The sequence below is a fragment of the Roseateles noduli genome (assembly GCF_050626985.1).
In the GTDB taxonomy this organism is placed as follows: domain Bacteria; phylum Pseudomonadota; class Gammaproteobacteria; order Burkholderiales; family Burkholderiaceae_C; genus Roseateles; species Roseateles noduli_A.
Window position 1 is genome coordinate 4833607 of sequence record NZ_CP192463.1, and the last position, 16298, is coordinate 4849904.

A 16298-nucleotide genomic window follows, 5' to 3' on the forward strand; every position below is an offset into this window, starting at 1 on the left:
CCTCGCCCCGGGAGGCGAGGGACGCGCAAAACCGCTGTCAGCGGCCGCGGGACTCGGCCTGCTGCAGCTGCTCCTCGACACGGCGCGCGGCGCGCAGCATCAGCGTCTCGTCAAGCTGCGCCTGCGGGGCGATCTCCATCACCGTCTCGTCGAGCGCTTCCGGCTTGTTCATCAGCGTCCATGCCACCAGCGAGATCGCGCCGACGCCGCGGCGCTGCATCGCTTCCGGCATCAGCAGTTCATGCTGCAGCTGCACGTGGTACCGCACGCTGGCGACGGCGGCGGGCGCCAGGCCCCAGCTCTCGCAGAGGGCCGCGCCCAGCGCGTCGTGACTGACACCGAACGCGGTGTGCTCCAGCTGGACCAGTTCCTTGTCGCTGGCGGTGGCGCGCAGCATCGCCGGATAGTGCCCCGGCGCATGGCGGTAGAGCACCGCCTTGCCGCATTCCTCGAACAGGCCCGCCGAGTGCGCCGCCCACGGGTCGACACCCAGCATCTGACCCATGCGGCCCATCAGCAGGCCGCGCTTGGCCGCGCGGGTCCAGACAGGTTCCAGTTCGACGGCCGGCGGGAAGGCCGCGCGCAGGCCCATCTCGAAGGTGATCGCAGCGACCTCGCGCATGCCGAGGTAGGTCAGCGCCTGGTGCACCGTCTGCACGCGGCCACGCAGGCCATAGAGCGACGAGTTGACCGCCTTCAGCACGGCGGCGGCCAGGGCCATGTCGGTCTCCACCAGGCCTGAGACGGCTTGCAGGTCGATGTCCTCGTCCGCCATCAGCAGGGAGAGCTTGACCAGCACGTCCGGCTGGGTGGGGATCTCGATATCCAGCGCGCGGAGTTGAGGATCGACAGGCATGGTGGTCAGCGGTTGTTTGGACGGATGGTAGCCCGGGCGATGGGCTGCCGGGCATCCCGCCTTTGGCGGACACCCGGCGCGTGTTGTTCGGATAGCGTCTGGCAGGCCCGGAGGGCGGTGCGCGGCCTCAGCGCAGGAAGGCGTCGTAGCCGGTCTTGAGGATGAGCAGCGACACGACGACGACGAACATGCCGCGCACGAAGCTCGCGCCCTTGGCCAGGGCCAGGCGCGTCCCCACCAGACTGCCGGCGACGTTGGCCACCGCCATCACCGCGGCCACGTGCCACCAGACGTGGCCCTTGGAGGCGAACAGCACCAGCGCGGCGAAATTGGTCGCCGTGTTCATCAGCTTGGCGGTCGCGGACGCGTGCAGGAAGTCGAAGCCCAGCAGCCGCACGAACAGGAAGACGAAGAAGCTGCCCGTGCCCGGTCCGAAGAAGCCGTCGTAGAAGCCGATGGTCAGCCCGATGACGCTGGCGATCAGCGTCTGCGTCGCGGCCTCGTGGCGCGGCGCGTGGTGCCGGCCGAGGTCCTTCTTCGCCAGCGTGTACAGCAGCACGCCCAGCAGGATCACCGGCAAGGCCTTGCGCAGGCCGCTGGGGTCCACCTGCGTGACGGCCCAGGCGCCGGCGAAGCTGCCGGCCAGCGCGGCGGCCGCCGCCGGCATCAAGGCCAGCCAGGGCAGCGACACACGCTTGGAAAATTGATGGGTGGCCCAGGCCGTCCCCCAGATGGCGGCGCCCTTGTTGGTGCCGAAGAGGGTGGCGGGCGCGGCATTCGGATAAACGCTGAACAGCGCGGGCACCAGGATCAACCCGCCGCCGCCCACGACGGCATCGACGAATCCGGCCAGCAGCGACGCCACGGCCGCGGTCAACAACTCGATCATCAGCAACGACTCGCAAGAGCGGCCTCGGGGCCGCGGACACGGGCCGAGAACGATCGCAGGATGCGCGCAAAACCAGGCCACGAAAACAAAACGGGCACCTGATTCAGGTGCCCGCGAATTGTGACAGTGTCACTGCTATTCGTTGGTGTTGGTTTGATCTGTTTGTCTCCTCAGCCCCCGTAGGCAACCCCCATTTGCGCCGGCTTGTCGCCGACCCGGGACGGGTGTCGCGTCGAGTGGGGTGGATGCTAGGACCGCACCCCCATGCACGCACTTGGGGTTTTCACTCGGCGAATGCACCAAGATGGAACGGTTTGCCGGCGCTCACTTGCGTGAAATGGCCCCGACGAAAACGATTTGCGAACATCGCACGGTGCACTGTTCTCGACTTCCGGGCGATGTTCGCCCGGTGTGGCGTGGAGGTGTCATTCCCCTGAAACACGGGGGAGGATCGATCTGATGCGGGGCCTCTCGGCAAGAACGCCGGCTTGCCAGATTCTTGTGTGCGAGCCGGGAACTTTCTGAGCCGCTGACGCAATACGTTCATGCTGCGAGAGAACTGTCTCGCGTCCACCCCCGCAACGCACGCCCAACGCCCGATGAGCTTCTGGACCCGCCTGGCTGGCCGCGGCCGCCCCGATCCCGCCGCCGCGCCTGACGGTGGCGAGCGCGAGCCGCCGCCTTCCAACGCCGCCGTCGGCGAAGCGCTGGTGCGCCGCCTGCGCCAGGGCGACGCGAGCGCCCTGGAACCGCTGTACCGCAGCGAATCGCCCGGCGTCTACCGCTACGCGCTGGCGCTGTGCGGCCAGTCCGACTGGGCGGCGGACGCGATGCAGGAAGCCTTCGTGCAGTTTGCCGGCCGGCCCGAGGGCTGGGATTCCGGCAGAGGCCCGCTCGGCGCGTACCTCGCCGGCGTGGCGCGGCATCACCTGCTGGCGCGCTGGCGGGATCTGCCGGTCGCCCATGAAGAGGAGGCCGAGGACCTTCACCACGACCACGCCGACGCGCCAGAGCAGCAGTTGGTCCGCGCGCAGGACCAGGCGCGTGTATGGGCCGCGTTGCAGACCCTGCCGTGGACTTTCCGCGAGGCCATCGTGCTGGTCGATCTGCAGGAGCGGGCCTATGCCGAGGCCGCCCGCATCGCCGGCGTCGAGCTCAACACCTTGCGCACCCGGCTTCACCGGGGCCGCGCGCGCCTGCTGGCCGCGTTGCAGGACGAGTCCCGACCCCTGTCGTCCGCCACGTCGGACGCGATCGAACGCTCATCGAAGTCCGCATGATGAAGACCACCGACACCTCCCCGCCCCGCACCGCGCGCCTGGCCGACTGGCTGTGGGCCGTGGCCCAGGACCTGCGCCAGCGCACGCCGCCTTTCGAGCGCGACGACGCGGTGCTCGGCGCGATGCGCCAGCAGTTCGCCGCCCGTCAGAAGGCGGGCAGGGCTGGCCGCTGGAGATGGGCGCTCGCCGGCCCGGCCTTGTGCGCCTCGGTGCTGGCCGCCTGCGTCTGGCTGCTGGGCTCCGCGCCGCCGGGCGAATCGGGCGCCACCGTCATGGGCAATCCCGGCAGCGGCTTCATCGTGCTCGTGTCCGCCGATCGCTGGGCCGCCTTCGAGAAGGCCGGCGCCGGCACCGCGTGGCTCGTCCCCGCGGAGGTCCCGCGTGAACGACTCGCCTTGCTGGGCCTGCCCTACGACCCCGCCGATGCCGCCGCGCCGGTGCGCGCCGAGTTGCTGGTGCACGCCTCCGGCGATGTGCTCGCGATGCGGGTCATGCCCTGAGCGTTCCGGCATCGCCCGTCCCGCCGCAACCCTGCTTCCCGCTCCCTTGAACGACGTCCCGCTCCCCTCCCTGGAGACCGCCATGAAGACTTCCCTCACCACCCTTGCCCTGGCACTCGCCGCCCTCGCGGTCCAGGCCCAGCCCGTCGCGCATGCATCGCCGGATCCCAGCGCGCAGCCGGCACCGCCGGAGATGCCCGCCGTTGTCCCGCCCGTTCCGCCGACGCCGCCCGTGCCCGATGTGGCCGAGCTGATCGCCGAGTCCGGCGTCGCGATGCACATCCTCAGCGCGGAGCGCGTCGTCAAGGGCGCGCCGTACTGCGCCCAGGCCGTGCACGAGACCGTCCAGCCGCTGGCCGACGGCAATCGCATCGTCCATCAGCAGACCAGCCAGCTCTGCCGCGACGGCGAAGGCCGGACGCGCCAGGAGGTCGAACGCCAGGGCCGCAAGGTGGTCTATCTGCGTGACGCCGTGAGCGGTGAGAACTGGCTGCTCGATCCCGAACGCAAGACGGCGCGTTACCTCGGCGGCGGCCGCGCGGATGCCGACGCGCAGCGCGAGTACGGCGAGCGCATGCGCGAGTACCAGGACAAGATGCGGGACTACAACGACAAGATGCGCGAGTACGGCAGAAAGATGCGCGACTGGGCGCGCGAGAACTTCGGCCACGGCGACGCGGCGCAGCGCGTCGACGCGCCGAAGCCGCCGGCCGCGCCTGCGGCACCGACCACGGTGCGCAACGCAACACCCGTCGTGATCGCCCCGGGAGAAGGCAGCCAGGAGGTCCGCGTCATCCGTGTCGAGACGCCGCCGAACCCGCTGGGCCCGCTGTCGCCGATGTCGCCCCTGCCACCGGCCGTGGCGATGCGGGTCGAGCCCCTGATCCTGAACGGACAGGATATGCAGCCGAACAATCTGCCGCCCAAGGAGATCGACGGGCTCAAGGTCACCGGCGGGCGCACGACGCGCACGATCCCGGCGGGCAAGATCGGCAATGAGAAACCGATCGTCATCTCCCGCGAGGTCTGGACGTCGCCCGACCTGAAGGTCACGGTCAGCGTCCAGACCAAGGACCCGCGCAGCGGCGAGCAGAACTATCAGCTGCGCAACATCCGCCGCGCCGAGCCCGAGGCCGCGCTGATGCGCGTGCCGGCGGACTTCGCGAAGACGGGCCTGCCCAAGCCGCGTGTGCCGAAGGACGGCAAGGAGCGCAAGGAGGGCTGAGCTGGCGGATCGATCTGGCGGGTCGGCGGCGCGTCGACAATGCGTCCCCGATGACCGCACCGCCTTCCCCGCTCCCGCCGAAGCTGATCCTGCAGACGCTCAACCGCGGCGACGGCCTGCTCGGCATGCGGCCGCACGGGAAGCTGGGCCCACGCGGCGACCGCGTGACGCTGTTGCGGCTGGAGCGCTGGCCGGCGGATCCGGCGGCGCTCGAGCAATGGCAGGCGCTGCCGCTGCATCCGGTGGACGCCGGGATGCTGCAGTGGCGCGATGCCTCGTTCGGGCGGGGCCTGACCCCGTGCTGGACGCTGGAGCAGGAGGACCTGTTCCCCGACTTCGCCGCCGACGAGGTGCCCCGCCTGCGCCAGCTCGGCTGGGAGATCGATGTCCTGCCCGGCTTTGCGCACCACAGCGTCGCGATCGACGCGTGGTCGCTGGAGATCCAGCCCGAAGGCGACGAGCCGGTCGATGTCCAGACCGCCATCGCGCCCGGCACGGGCGACCGCCTGCCGACGCTGGCGCTCTCGCGCCGCAAGGGCTCGTGGATGCTGAGCCTGGGCGTGACGGTCCAGGGTCAGCGGGTCGATCTCGCACCGATGATCTGGGACCTGCTGCGCAAGGACCGCCGCTGGCTCTACGCCGACGCGATCGCCGGCATCGACGACGACGCCATCATCAGCCTGAAGGCGCCGGGCGGACGCCGGCTGCATTCGACGGCGGCGCCGCTGAAGCGGTTGATGCTCAACCTGCTGGACGTCCTGGTCGCCCAACGCTCACGGCGCGGACCGGTGAAGCTCACCTCGTGGGAAGCGGCGCGGCTGGCGGCGCTCGACGTCCCCGACAGCCGCTGGCAGGTCTTCGGGGCCGACGAGCTGCGAACGATGTGGGAGCGCCTGCGCGACGCCGGTCCTCCGCCGGCATCGACCGCGCCGGAGGGTCTGGGCATCACGCTGCGCCCCTATCAGTTGCAAGGCCTGGCCTGGCTCCAGTACCTGGCGCGCCAGGAGCTCGGCGGCATCCTGGCCGACGACATGGGGCTGGGCAAGACGGCCCAGGCCCTGGCGCATCTGCTGGTCGAGAAGCAGGCCGGGCGGCTGAGGTCGCCGGCGCTGGTCGTCGCGCCGACCTCGCTGATCTTCAACTGGACGCAGGAGGCCGCGCGCGTCGCGCCCGACCTCCGCGTGGCCACCCTGTCCGATCCCGAGGAGCGGGCCCAGGTGATGAAGCGTCTCGGCGACATCGACGTGCTGCTGTGCAGCTACGGGCTGGCGTGGCGGGAAGTCCGGGCGCTTTCGAAACCGAAGTTCTCGGTGCTGGTGCTGGACGAGGCCCAGGCGGTGAAGAACCCGCGCTCCCGGGCCGCGCGGGCACTGCGCCGGCTCCAGGCCGACCAACGCCTTGTGCTCACCGGCACCCCGCTGGAGAACCACCTCGGCGAGCTCTGGACCCAGTTCGATTTCCTGATGCCGGGCTACCTCGGCGAGGCGCGCTCCTTCGCCCGGCACTGGCGCAAGCCGATCGAACAGACCGGCGACGCCCGTCGTGCCCGGGAACTGGCCTCGCGCGTGCGGCCATTCATCCTCCGACGCCTGAAAGAGGAGGTCGCCAAGGACCTCCCCCCAATGACGGTCCTCACCCAGCGCATCCCCCTGCAAGGGCGACAGCGTCAGCTGTACGAGAGCGTGCGGATCGGCGCCGACCACCTGGTCCGGCGGCTGCTGAAGGATTCGGAGATCTTCGGCTCCGGCTTGATGTCCGTGCTGGACGCGATGCTGAAGCTGCGCCAGGTCTGCTGCGATCCGCGGCTGGTGCCAGGGGTCGAGGTCCCGCAGGGCATGGAGGCCGCCAAGCTGGAATGGATCCGGGAGAAGGTGCCCGAGATGATCAGCCAGGGTCGGACGATCCTGGTGTTTTCGCAGTTCACCGGCATGCTGGACCTGATCGAGGCCGCGATGGACGAGCTCAAGATCCCCCTGATGAAGCTGACCGGCGCCACGCCGGAGGGGAAACGGGGCGATGTGGTGCGGCGCTTCCAGGCGGGCGAGGCGCCCCTCATGCTGGTGAGCCTGAAAGCGGGGGGTGTGGGGCTGACGCTGACGGCGGCGGATACCGTCATCCAGGTCGACCCCTGGTGGAACCCGGCCGTCGACGCGCAGGCGCATGCCCGGGCGCACCGGATCGGCCAGACACGGCCGGTGTTCGTCCACCAACTGGCCATCGAGGGCTCGATCGAGGAGCGCATGCTCGAACTGCAGGCCCGCAAGCGGGCGCTGGCGGACGGCCTGCTGGGCCGTGACGGGGGGGAGCGTCTGGAGAAGTTCAGCGCCGACGAGATCGATCGGCTGCTGGCGCCGTTGCAGTCCCCGGACGACGAGGACTGACGGGCGCAAGGGGCGGGACCGCCGCCCGGACTCGGGGCGGCCCCGCTCGGGGAATCAGCGCTTGCGGTCGAAGCGCAGGGCGCGCGCGACGCTGCGGCGGTCGCAGCCCAGGCTGGCGACTTCGAAGGCTTCGTGCTTGCGGCCCTTGTCGTGCTGCGCCAGTTCCGGCATCGGGAGGCGGCGCGGCTGGGATTCGGTACGGGTATGAGACTTCATCATGGTCGTGGACCTTCTTGGCTTTCGGCGGCCGGGAGCGGGGGGAAGACCGCTGGCAAAGACCGCTTTGTGCCAGCTAACGCGAGCCCTTGGGAGGCCGTTGACAGCCTCCTCACAAATCTGAACAAAGCTCGCGCCATCGTCACGCACACGGCACCAAGACGGTGCTTTGGACGTATAGCGAACGAATTCGCCCTCGGCGCAACTCGGCTAAGCTCCGGCCCCATGTCCGCTGTTTCGCCCTCGTCGCCCCTGCCGGCTCCCGCTTCCGAGGGGTCTTCCGACCTGCTGGTCGCCTGCCTGTGCGCCGCCTGGTGCCGGACCTGCGACACCTATCGGGACGACTTCGCCACGCTGCGCCAGCAGCACCCGGGCGCGCGCTTCCTGTGGGTGGACATCGAGGACGACTCGGAGCTGGTCGACGACCTGGAGGTCGAGACATTCCCGACGCTGCTGATCGGCCAGGGCGAGCGGGTGTGTTTCATCGGTCCGGTGCTGCCCGGACCGGCCGCGGCCCAGCGGCTGATCCAGGCCGCGCAGGACAACCCCGCGATGTCCGCCGCCAGCCCCAACGCACCGGCCGGCACGACCGCCGCGGCACAGGCCCTGCTGTCGCGTCTGCGACAGTCCTGCTGACCTTTCTTGCGCCGGCGCCCCGTCGCCGTGCGTCCTTCGCCCGCCGTTTGACGCCTTCCGCCCAGAGAGTGACGCTCGTCGGCAGCCCGGCTCCGAACAGCGCGGCGACCCCCACCTCCGGAGGGAGGGCGAGCGAGAATGCGGCCACCGCCAACCCCCAAGGCCGGCTCTCCGCGCGACCCGCGGCGGGCCGCTGCATCGATGAACGTCCAATTCAAGAACTCGGTGGCTCGCGCCACGCCCATCCTGGCGCTGGATCGCGCCGCCTACCAGGCCCTCGCCCCGAAGCTGCCCAAGCGCACCCAGCAATGGTTGGCGACGCTGGGCTTCTCCGCCGCCCCGGACACCTTCGCCCTGGTGCCGGGCGAGGACGGCAAGCTCGCGCAGGTCTTTGCCGGCGTGGCGCACGCGGCCCATCCGTTCGCCCTGTCGGCCTTGCCGCTCGCGCTCCCTGAAGGCGACTACACCCTGTCGCCCGACGGCCTGCCGCTGCAGGACGAGGCCGCCGCGATGTCCTGGGAGCTGGGGTGCTACCAGTTCGACCTCTACAAGCCGCGCAAGCGCGAGCCGGCGCAACTGCTCATCAAGAACAGCGCGGACGGCCAGCGCGGCCTGGCGATCGCGACCGCGATGAGCGCGGTGCGCGACCTGGTCAACACGCCCGCCGAGCACATGGGGCCCGAAGAGCTGTCGAAGGCCGCGGCCGTCGTCGGCAAGCAGCACGGCGCGAAGTTCAAGGAGATCGTCGGCGACGACCTGCTGAAGAAGAACTTCCCCGCGATCCACGCCGTCGGCCGCGCGAGCACCCGTGCGCCGCGCCTGATCGAGCTGAACTGGGGCAGCGACAAGCATCCGCGGCTGACGCTGGTCGGCAAGGGCGTGTGCTTCGACACCGGCGGCCTGGACATCAAGCCGGCCGACGGCATGCGCCAGATGAAGAAGGACATGGGCGGCGCGGCCAACACGCTGGGCCTGGCCACGTTGATCATGGCGCTGAAGCTGCCGGTGCGCCTGCAGGTGCTGATCCCCGCGGTGGAGAACTCGATCAGCGGCAACGCCTACCGTCCGGGCGACGTGATCAAGACCCGCGCGGGCCTGCACATCGAGATCGGCAACACCGACGCCGAAGGCCGCGTGATCCTGTGCGACGCGCTGGCCTACGCCACCGAGTCCAGGCCCGAGCTGATCATCGACCTGGCCACGCTGACCGGCGCCGCGCGCATCGCGCTGGGCGCGCAACTGCCCGCGCTGTTCTCGAAGCACATGGACACCGCGCGCGACCTGGTCGACCTGGGCCTGAAGATGGACGATCCGCTGTGGCACATGCCGTTGTGGTCGCCCTACAAGGAAGGCATCACGTCGAGCATCGCCGACATCGTGAACACCGGTCGCAGCGCGCTGGCCGGCGCGATCAACGCGGCGCTGTTCCTCGAGGCCTTCATCCCGGCCGAGCAGGACTGGCTGCACATCGACCTCTTCGCCTGGAACGACATCGCGCGTCCGGGCCGCCCGGTCGGCGGCGAGGCCCAGACGATCCGGACGCTGCTGGCCTATATCGAGGAACGCTTCAGCGCCTGATCGGCGCCGATCACTCCCCGGCGCGCAGCCAGGCGGCGGCGCGCTCCGCGATCATCAGCGTGGGCGAGTTCGTGTTCCCGCTGGTGATCGTCGGCATGACGCTGGCGTCGATGACACGCAGACCGCCGACACCGCGCACGCGCAGGCGGCTGTCGACGACGGCGCGCTCGTCGTCGGCGCGGCCCATGCGGCAGGTGCCGACGGGATGGAAGATCGTCGTGGCGATGTCGCCGGCCAGGCGGGCCAGTTCCTCATCGGTCTGGAACTCGATGCCCGGCTTGTGCTCGCGCGGCCGATAGCGGGACAGGGCCGGCTGCTCGACGATGCGCCGCGTCAGCCGCAGGCTGCGCGCCGCGATGTCGCGGTCCTCGGCGGTGCTGAGGTAGTTGGGCGCGATCAACGGCGCATCGGCCGCATCGGTACTGCGGATCGCGACCGTGCCCCGGCTGGTCGGATTCAGGTTGCAGACGCTCGCCGTGAACGCGTTGAACGCATGCAGCGGCTCGCCGAAGGCGTCGAGCGACAGCGGTTGCACGTGGTACTCCAGGTCGGGCCAGTCCTTGTCCGGCCCGCTCTTTGCGAACGCGCCGAGCTGCGACGGCGCCATGCTCATCGGACCGGTGCGACGCAGCGCGTATTCGAGCCCGATGCGCGCCTTGCCGAACCAGCTCGACGCCAACGTGTTGAGCGTGCTGACGCCGTCGACCTGGAAGACCGCGCGGATCTGCAGGTGGTCCTGGAGGTTGGCACCGACGCCGGGCAGGTCCTTGACGACCTCGATGCCGTGCTCTTGCAGCAGCACCGCCGGCCCGAGGCCCGACAGCTGCAGCAGTTGCGGCGAACCGATCGCACCGGCGGCGAGCAGCACCTCGCCGCGCGGGTTCAGGCGGACGGTCTCCAGCCCATGCGGCGTGCGCACGAGCACGCCGTCGCATCGCACCTCGCCGTCGACCTGCTCGACCAGCAGCCGCTGCGCGTGCGCGCCGGTCCACATCTCGAAGTTGGGGCGCCGGTAGCAGGCCGGGCGCAGGAAGGCCTTCGCCGTGTTCCAGCGCCAGCCGGCGCGCTGGTTGACCTCGAAGTAGCCGACGCCCTCGTTGTTGCCGCGATTGAAGTCGGGCGTCGCCGGAATGCCGGCCTCCTGCGCGGCCGTCGCGAACGCGTCCAGCACCGCCCAGCGCAGCCGCTGCTTTTCGACGCGCCACTCGCCGCCGTGTCCGTGCATCGCCGGATCGAAGCCGGGCGGCCGCTCGGCGCCTTCGTCCAGGCGCCAATGGTCCTCGTGCTCGCGGAAGTACGGCAGCACCGCATCCCAGCGCCACGCGTCGTCGCCGGCGGCCTCGGCCCAACCGTCGTAGTCGCGGCTCTGACCCCGCATGTAGATCATCCCGTTGATGCTCGAACACCCGCCCAGCACCTTGCCGCGCGGGTAGCGCAGGCTGCGCCCGTTCAGGCCCGCGTCGGGCTCGGTCTTGAACAGCCAGTCCGTCCGCGGATTGCCGATGCAGTACAGGTAGCCGACGGGGATGTGGATCCAGTGGTAATCGTCGCGACCGCCGGCCTCGAGCAGCAGCACACGCTTGGACGTGTCGGCGCTCAGCCGGTTGGCGAGCAGGCAGCCGGCGGTGCCGGCGCCCACGATGATGTAGTCGAAGCGGCCCGAGGCCGTCTCGGGGGCCGCGTCGCGGTGGCTCGTCGGGTTGTCTCCGCCCATGTCTCTCTTGTCATGTTGGGTCTGTGAAGACCCATGCTGACCGAGCCACGGGCGGCCGGCAACCACGTTGTCACCGAGTGCCGGCCGGCTCCGCTTCGGGCAGATCCGCAGTGCGCCCGTTCGGCGCGTACCAGTCGATGCGTCGCGTCAGCGCCATGACCGCCGCCAGCACCGCGAAGAGCAGCGAGGCTCCGACCAGCAGCGCGGCCTTCTCCAGGTTGAGCAGCACGAACAGCGCGGCGTAGAGCACCGTCACCAGGGCGCCGAATCCCAGCCCGCGCCTGACCGCGCCGAGCATGGCCGTCCCGTAGAAGGTCAGCAGTCCGATCGCCGCGCCCGCCGCCACCGCATAGGACAGCGCGAAGCTCAGGTGTTCCGACAGGCTCAGCAGGAGCAGGAAGAACAGCGTCATCGCCAGGCCCACCAGCAGGTACTGCACCGGATGCACGCGCCGGCCGGACAGCAGTTCCAGCAGGCCGACGCTGACGAAGGTCAGCACGATGAACAGCAGCCCGTACTTGATCGCGCGGTCGCTCATCACGTAGGGATTCACGGGATCGATCATCGAGAAAGCCAGCGTGTCGGCCACGATGCCCGACTTGCCCTCGCGTCCGGGCACCGGGTTCGGCGCATAGGCCCGGCCCGCGTCCGGGTCGCGCTCGACGCCGGGCAGCGAGAACCCGGCGAGGACATCGCGGGGCGCGGTCGTGGCGAGCTCGGTCACCTGCCATTGCGCCTCGAAGCCGCGCTCGTCGATGCGCTTGGATGTCGGCAGGAAGCGGCCGCCGAAGCTCGGATGCGGCCAGTCCGAGCGCAGCTTGACCTGCGTCGCGGACGCGGCGGGAACGATGCCGAAGTCGGTCATCCCGACCAGGTGGATCGCGAACGACAGCGTCAGCGGCTGGTCCAGCGCCTGGTCCGGGAGCTGCGCATGGAGGCCGTGCGGATAGCTGTCGTGACCGGTGCCCGGTCTCACCGTCAAGGCCTGGGCGCCGCGCTTGACCGCCACGGCGCGCAGCCCCCGCGCGTCGCTGACGGCGACCATCACGCGCGGATCCTCGCAGCTCAGCTTGCCCTTGTGCTCCGCCACCGGGATCAGCGCGCCGAGAGAGGCCCACTGGGCCTGCAGCGCCACCTCGCCCACATAGCCGTTCACCTTGAACAGGCCACGCTCGCGCTGCTCCTGGTTCAGCGTGCCGTCGACCTTGAGATCCGCAGGAACCGCCGAGAGCACGAAGTCGCGCCGTTCCGGCGTCTTCGTGATGTCCTTGCCGGTGCCGCTGACGGACTCCCACTCCTCAGAGCAGCTGCGCTGCACCATCGGGCCGAGCAGCACCTGCGGGCCCGCCTGCGCCGCGGCGACGCTGGCTTCCGCGGCACGCTGGCGATCCTGGCGTTCGTCGACCAGCCAGCCGATCCGCAACAGCACGAGCAGCAACAGCAGCGTCACGCCGCCCAGGATCACCAGCTTCCACCACAGCGCCTTCATCTGCATCGTCCTTCTCCTCGCCCCTCGGCGGTCCACAGAAGGCGGCAGTCTCGGCAGCGGCCGTGAGCTCAGGACGAAGTTTGTGAGCCGACGGTGAAGAGCGGGAAGGCGAGCCGCACGCGCAGGCCGGGCTCCGCCGGTTCGAATCGCAACTCGCCGCGATGCAGGCCGGCGATCTGGCGCACGATGGCCAGGCCCAGGCCGGATCCCTTGCGCAGGCTGCCCGGCCGGGCCGTCGAGAAGAAGCGCTCGCCCAGTTGCGCGAACGCGCCGGCCGGCACGCCCGGGCCGTGGTCGCGCAACTCGAAGAATGCGCGGGAGGCCTGCGCGTCGGTCGCGGGCTCGATCCCCACCTGCAGCGCCAGCTCGGAGCCGGCCGGTGCGAAGTCGATCGCGTTCGTCAGCAGGTTGCTGATGGCCAGCGCCAGCATCTCGGCGTCGGCCTGCAGTTCCACCGCGTCGCGGCGCAGCCAGCGCACCGTCAGCGCCTGCTGCTCCAGACGGTCGCCGAGCTGCGCCAGCGTCTCATCGACCGCGTCGACCAGCGCCACCGGACGCGGATGCTCCGGGCCGCGCCGCAGTTCCAGCGTGGACAGCGCGAGCAGCCGCTCGACCAGCTCCGTCATGCGCTCGCTCTGCGAGACCACCTGCGCGGCGAAGCGCTGCCGGTCGGCGCCGGGCAGTTCGTCCTGCAGCAGTTCGCCGGCGCCGCGCAACGCGGCCAGCGGACTCTTGAGTTCATGCGTCAGCGCACGCACCAGATGCTCCAGGCGCTCCCGGCCGTCGAGGCGCTCACGCATCGCGTCCATCGCCTGGGCCAGGTCGCCCAGTTCGCCGGGCACCTTCGGCGGCGGCTGCCTCTGGCCGAGCTGAACCTCCTGCGCATATCGCCGCAGGCGCCGCACCGTGAGGATCATCCAGGCGGTCACCGCGACGCCCACCGCCAGCGAGACCGCCAGCAGCCCCAGCCCGGCGATCCAGATGCGGCGCTCGGCGCGATAGATGATCTGCTGCACCGCGGCCGCCGGCTTGGCGACGGTGACGACGCCGATCGTGCGGCCGTCCAGGCGCACCGGCGCCGCCACGTACATCACCGGACTGCCCTGCGCATCCTTGCCGTTGCCGAGTTCGCCGGCATTGCCGTAGAGCGCCGGCTTCTCGGGCGTCGAGCGCGCGCCGTACTCTCCGCGCAAGGTGCGGGCGACATCGTTCCAGGCGGAGTAATCCTGGCCCACCGCCGGGACCGGGCTGGTGTCGAGCACGACACGCCCGGCCGCGTCCGTCACGTAGATCCGGAAGTCCAGCGAGCGCTTGCGGGCGCTGAGGATGCGGGCGTCGACGGGGCGCTCGGCGTAGTCGCGCACGCGCTGCGCGAAGCGCGTGCCGCTCAGATCACCGCCGGGCGGCATGGCGGCGAGCTCGTCGCGCGCCAGCTCGGCCACCAGGTTGGCGGTGTCCACCATCATGTCCTCCATCACCTCGCGCACGCTGGGCTTGAACTCGCCCAGCACGACGCGCAGCAGGATGAAGGCACTCAGCCCCGCCACCAGGAAGAAGCCGAGGAACAGTCGCAGGCCGAGGCGCATCCGCCGTCACTCCAGCGAATAGCCCATGCCGCGGTGCGTGCGGATCGGGTCGAGGTCGGGCCGGACCTGGCGCAGCTTGGCGCGCAGCGTCTTGATGTGGGTGTCCACGGTGCGGTCGCCGCTGTCGGCATCCATGCCCCAGACGGCGTCCAGCAGGCTGTCGCGGCTGTGGATGCGCCCCGGCGCCTTCAGCAGGCGCAGCAGCAGGCCGAGCTCACGGCGGGTCAGCGGCAGCAGCTCGCCGTGGAAGCGCACGCGGGAGCCCTCGGCCTCGACCACGAAGCCGGCGACGGCGGGCCCGGTCGACGCCACCGGCGCCTGGGCGCGGCGCAGCAGCGCCCGCACCCGCGCGACCAGTTCGCGATTGCTGAACGGCTTGGCCAGGTAATCGTCGGCGCCCAGCTCCAGGCCCAGCACCTTGTCGCCCTCCTCGCTGCGGGCGCTGAGGACCAGCACCGGCAGTCGCGCCAGCGGCCCCTGGCGCAGCTCGCGACACAGGTCCAGGCCGTTGCCGTCCGGCAGGCCGACGTCCAGGATCGCCAGGTCCGGCGCGTTCGCGGCCAGGGCCGAACGCGCCTCGTGCAGCCAGCCGCAGGCGCGGACCCGGTAGCCCTCGCGCTCCAGCACGAAGCTGACGGTCTGGGCGATCGCGGGGTCGTCCTCCAGCAGCAGGATCTGGCCGGCGAACGGTACGGACGACGGCGACGTGGCGGATGAGGTGGCGATGGAAGGCGTGCTCATGTCCGTGATCATCGCGGAGCCTGGGCCAGTTCGCGGAGGTAGCGCAGCCCCTCCGCGGCGCGCGGGCCGTACCAGCTGATCAGTTCGCCGTCGACCAGCCGCACCCGGGCATTCGGGCAGAGCGCCTGCGCTTCGGCCAGATGCTCCTCGCCGAACCGGTAGGGCTCCGAGCTGAGCAGCAGTTCATCGACCTCCGCCAGCCAGGGTTCGTCGCCGGTGACGACCGGGTAGCGCGCCGCGCCATGCGGACCGCCTTCGACGGGGGGCCAGGTCTCCCAACCGACTTCGGCGAGCATGCGCGCGATGTAGGTGTCCCGCGCGACCGTCATCCAGGGCGCCCGCCAGATCAGGTAGAGCACGCGGCGTCCCGCTTGAGCCATCGGACGTTCGGCGAGGAAGGACCGGCACGCGGCCAACTCCCCCTGCAACTCGGCGGCGAGATGCTCAGCCCGGTCACGCAGATCGGGGACATCCGGCAGCACGCCTTCGGGGTAGGCCTTGTCGTCCGGCGGCAGGACATTTCTGCCGGCGGGTTCAGACCTGACCCCCAGTTCGGCGGCAAAAACCTCCACCATCTCGACGATCTGCGCGATCAAGGCGAGGTTGTCCGCCGGCCCGCAGGGGTGGGTCACCACCACATGGGGGATCCAGGCGCGCAGCGCCTCGACCGTCTCGAGGCGGTTCTCGTCCACGTTGACCACCACGTGGCTGGGGGCCAGCGCCCTCACTTTCGGGAGGTTGACGTCCTTCGTCCCACCGATCTTTGATATTGCTGACACCGCCGGCGCCGGGTGAATGCAAAAACCGGTGCGGCCGACGATCCAGGGGCCCAATCCGAGTGCGAACAGCAGTTCCGTCACCGAGGGGACGAGCGAGACGATGCGCAGCCGCGGCGTGGCCGAGGCCGCGTCCGGGAGCGGGTGTTGCGGGGCGATGGACGACACGTTGTGCGATTTCAGCAGGGTTGCATCCGCATAGTGGAAAACACTGAGCAACTCGGGAGCATGCTTTGCCCCACCAAGACGCCGGAGGCGGAGATTGTTGAGCGCCTCTGACACTGCTCGGGGTTTGCGCGCATCGGCTGAAAAACAACAACCAGCTTGACGCGTTGCGAACCGCCAATCCTGTCACACATAATCGGATCGCCTGAATGCAGCGCCTTCGTATGAGTGGTTCACGATGGGTTGAAGCAGCACATTGGGTTATT

Annotated in this window: 14 protein-coding genes; 6 read left to right on the plus strand and 8 right to left on the minus strand. The window is 70.3% G+C overall.

The window, feature by feature from the left end; genetic code table 11:
* Nucleotides 1–37: 37 nt before the first annotated feature.
* Entirely contained in the window at nt 38–856 is an 819-nt protein-coding gene (locus ACQ4L4_RS20925; protein WP_331612937.1) for an HDOD domain-containing protein, read from the minus strand.
* 127 nt (nt 857–983) lie between these two features.
* Nucleotides 984–1745 carry a TSUP family transporter gene (locus ACQ4L4_RS20930; RefSeq protein ID WP_431100796.1) on the minus strand — a complete coding sequence of 254 codons (762 nt, stop codon included), beginning with the start codon at nt 1743–1745 and terminating at the stop codon, nt 984–986.
* A gap of 599 nt (nt 1746–2344) precedes the next feature.
* On the opposite strand from ACQ4L4_RS20930, the gene ACQ4L4_RS20935 reads away from it, so the two are divergent.
* The 4 genes from ACQ4L4_RS20935 (at nt 2345) to ACQ4L4_RS20950 (ending at nt 7131) form a co-directional block, all read left to right on the plus strand.
* Complete coding sequence (locus ACQ4L4_RS20935) at nt 2345–3025, plus strand: RNA polymerase sigma factor (protein WP_431100797.1); 681 nt, start codon at nt 2345–2347, stop codon at nt 3023–3025.
* Nucleotides 3022–3525, plus strand: a complete 504-nt coding sequence (locus tag ACQ4L4_RS20940) for a hypothetical protein (protein WP_431100798.1) — start codon at nt 3022–3024, stop codon at nt 3523–3525. The genes ACQ4L4_RS20935 and ACQ4L4_RS20940 overlap by 4 nt, the downstream gene beginning before the upstream one ends.
* Nucleotides 3526–3607: 82 nt before the next feature.
* Nucleotides 3608–4750, plus strand: coding sequence for a hypothetical protein (locus ACQ4L4_RS20945; protein WP_431100800.1), 1143 nt, complete (start codon nt 3608–3610; stop codon nt 4748–4750).
* 50 nt (nt 4751–4800) lie between these two features.
* Entirely contained in the window at nt 4801–7131 is a 2331-nt protein-coding gene (locus ACQ4L4_RS20950; protein WP_431100801.1) for a DEAD/DEAH box helicase, read from the plus strand.
* Nucleotides 7132–7185: 54 nt separating this feature from the next.
* Here ACQ4L4_RS20950 and ACQ4L4_RS20955 read toward each other — a convergent pair whose 3' ends face one another.
* Entirely contained in the window at nt 7186–7350 is a 165-nt protein-coding gene (locus tag ACQ4L4_RS20955; RefSeq protein ID WP_377159078.1) for a hypothetical protein, read from the minus strand.
* 222 nt (nt 7351–7572) lie between these two features.
* Here ACQ4L4_RS20955 and ACQ4L4_RS20960 point away from each other — a divergent pair, with 222 nt between their 5' ends.
* Complete coding sequence (locus ACQ4L4_RS20960) at nt 7573–7983, plus strand: thioredoxin family protein (protein WP_377159077.1); 411 nt, start codon at nt 7573–7575, stop codon at nt 7981–7983.
* 201 nt (nt 7984–8184) lie between these two features.
* Nucleotides 8185–9561: a leucyl aminopeptidase family protein gene (locus ACQ4L4_RS20965; protein ID WP_431100802.1), complete on the plus strand. Its 1377-nt coding sequence runs from the start codon at nt 8185–8187 to the stop codon at nt 9559–9561.
* Between the two features lie 10 nt (nt 9562–9571).
* On the opposite strand, the gene ACQ4L4_RS20970 is transcribed toward ACQ4L4_RS20965, so the two are convergent.
* The 5 genes from ACQ4L4_RS20970 to ACQ4L4_RS20990 form a co-directional block, all read right to left on the minus strand.
* A complete protein-coding gene (locus tag ACQ4L4_RS20970) occupies nt 9572–11275 on the minus strand; it encodes a GMC family oxidoreductase (RefSeq protein ID WP_431100803.1) in 1704 nt (567 codons plus the stop codon).
* Between the two features lie 70 nt (nt 11276–11345).
* A complete protein-coding gene (gene creD, locus ACQ4L4_RS20975; protein WP_431100804.1) occupies nt 11346–12770 on the minus strand; it encodes a cell envelope integrity protein CreD in 1425 nt (474 codons plus the stop codon).
* 62 nt (nt 12771–12832) lie between these two features.
* Nucleotides 12833–14350 carry a two-component system sensor histidine kinase CreC gene (gene creC / locus ACQ4L4_RS20980; protein WP_431100805.1) on the minus strand — a complete coding sequence of 506 codons (1518 nt, stop codon included), beginning with the start codon at nt 14348–14350 and terminating at the stop codon, nt 12833–12835.
* Between the two features lie 6 nt (nt 14351–14356).
* Nucleotides 14357–15091, minus strand: coding sequence for a two-component system response regulator CreB (gene creB, locus ACQ4L4_RS20985; RefSeq protein WP_431100806.1), 735 nt, complete (start codon nt 15089–15091; stop codon nt 14357–14359).
* 8 nt (nt 15092–15099) lie between these two features.
* The gene (locus ACQ4L4_RS20990) at nt 15100–16026 is read right to left on the minus strand and encodes a helical backbone metal receptor (RefSeq protein WP_431104980.1); all 927 of its coding nucleotides are present in this window, start codon (nt 16024–16026) and stop codon (nt 15100–15102) included.
* Between the last annotated feature and the right edge of the window lie 272 nt (nt 16027–16298).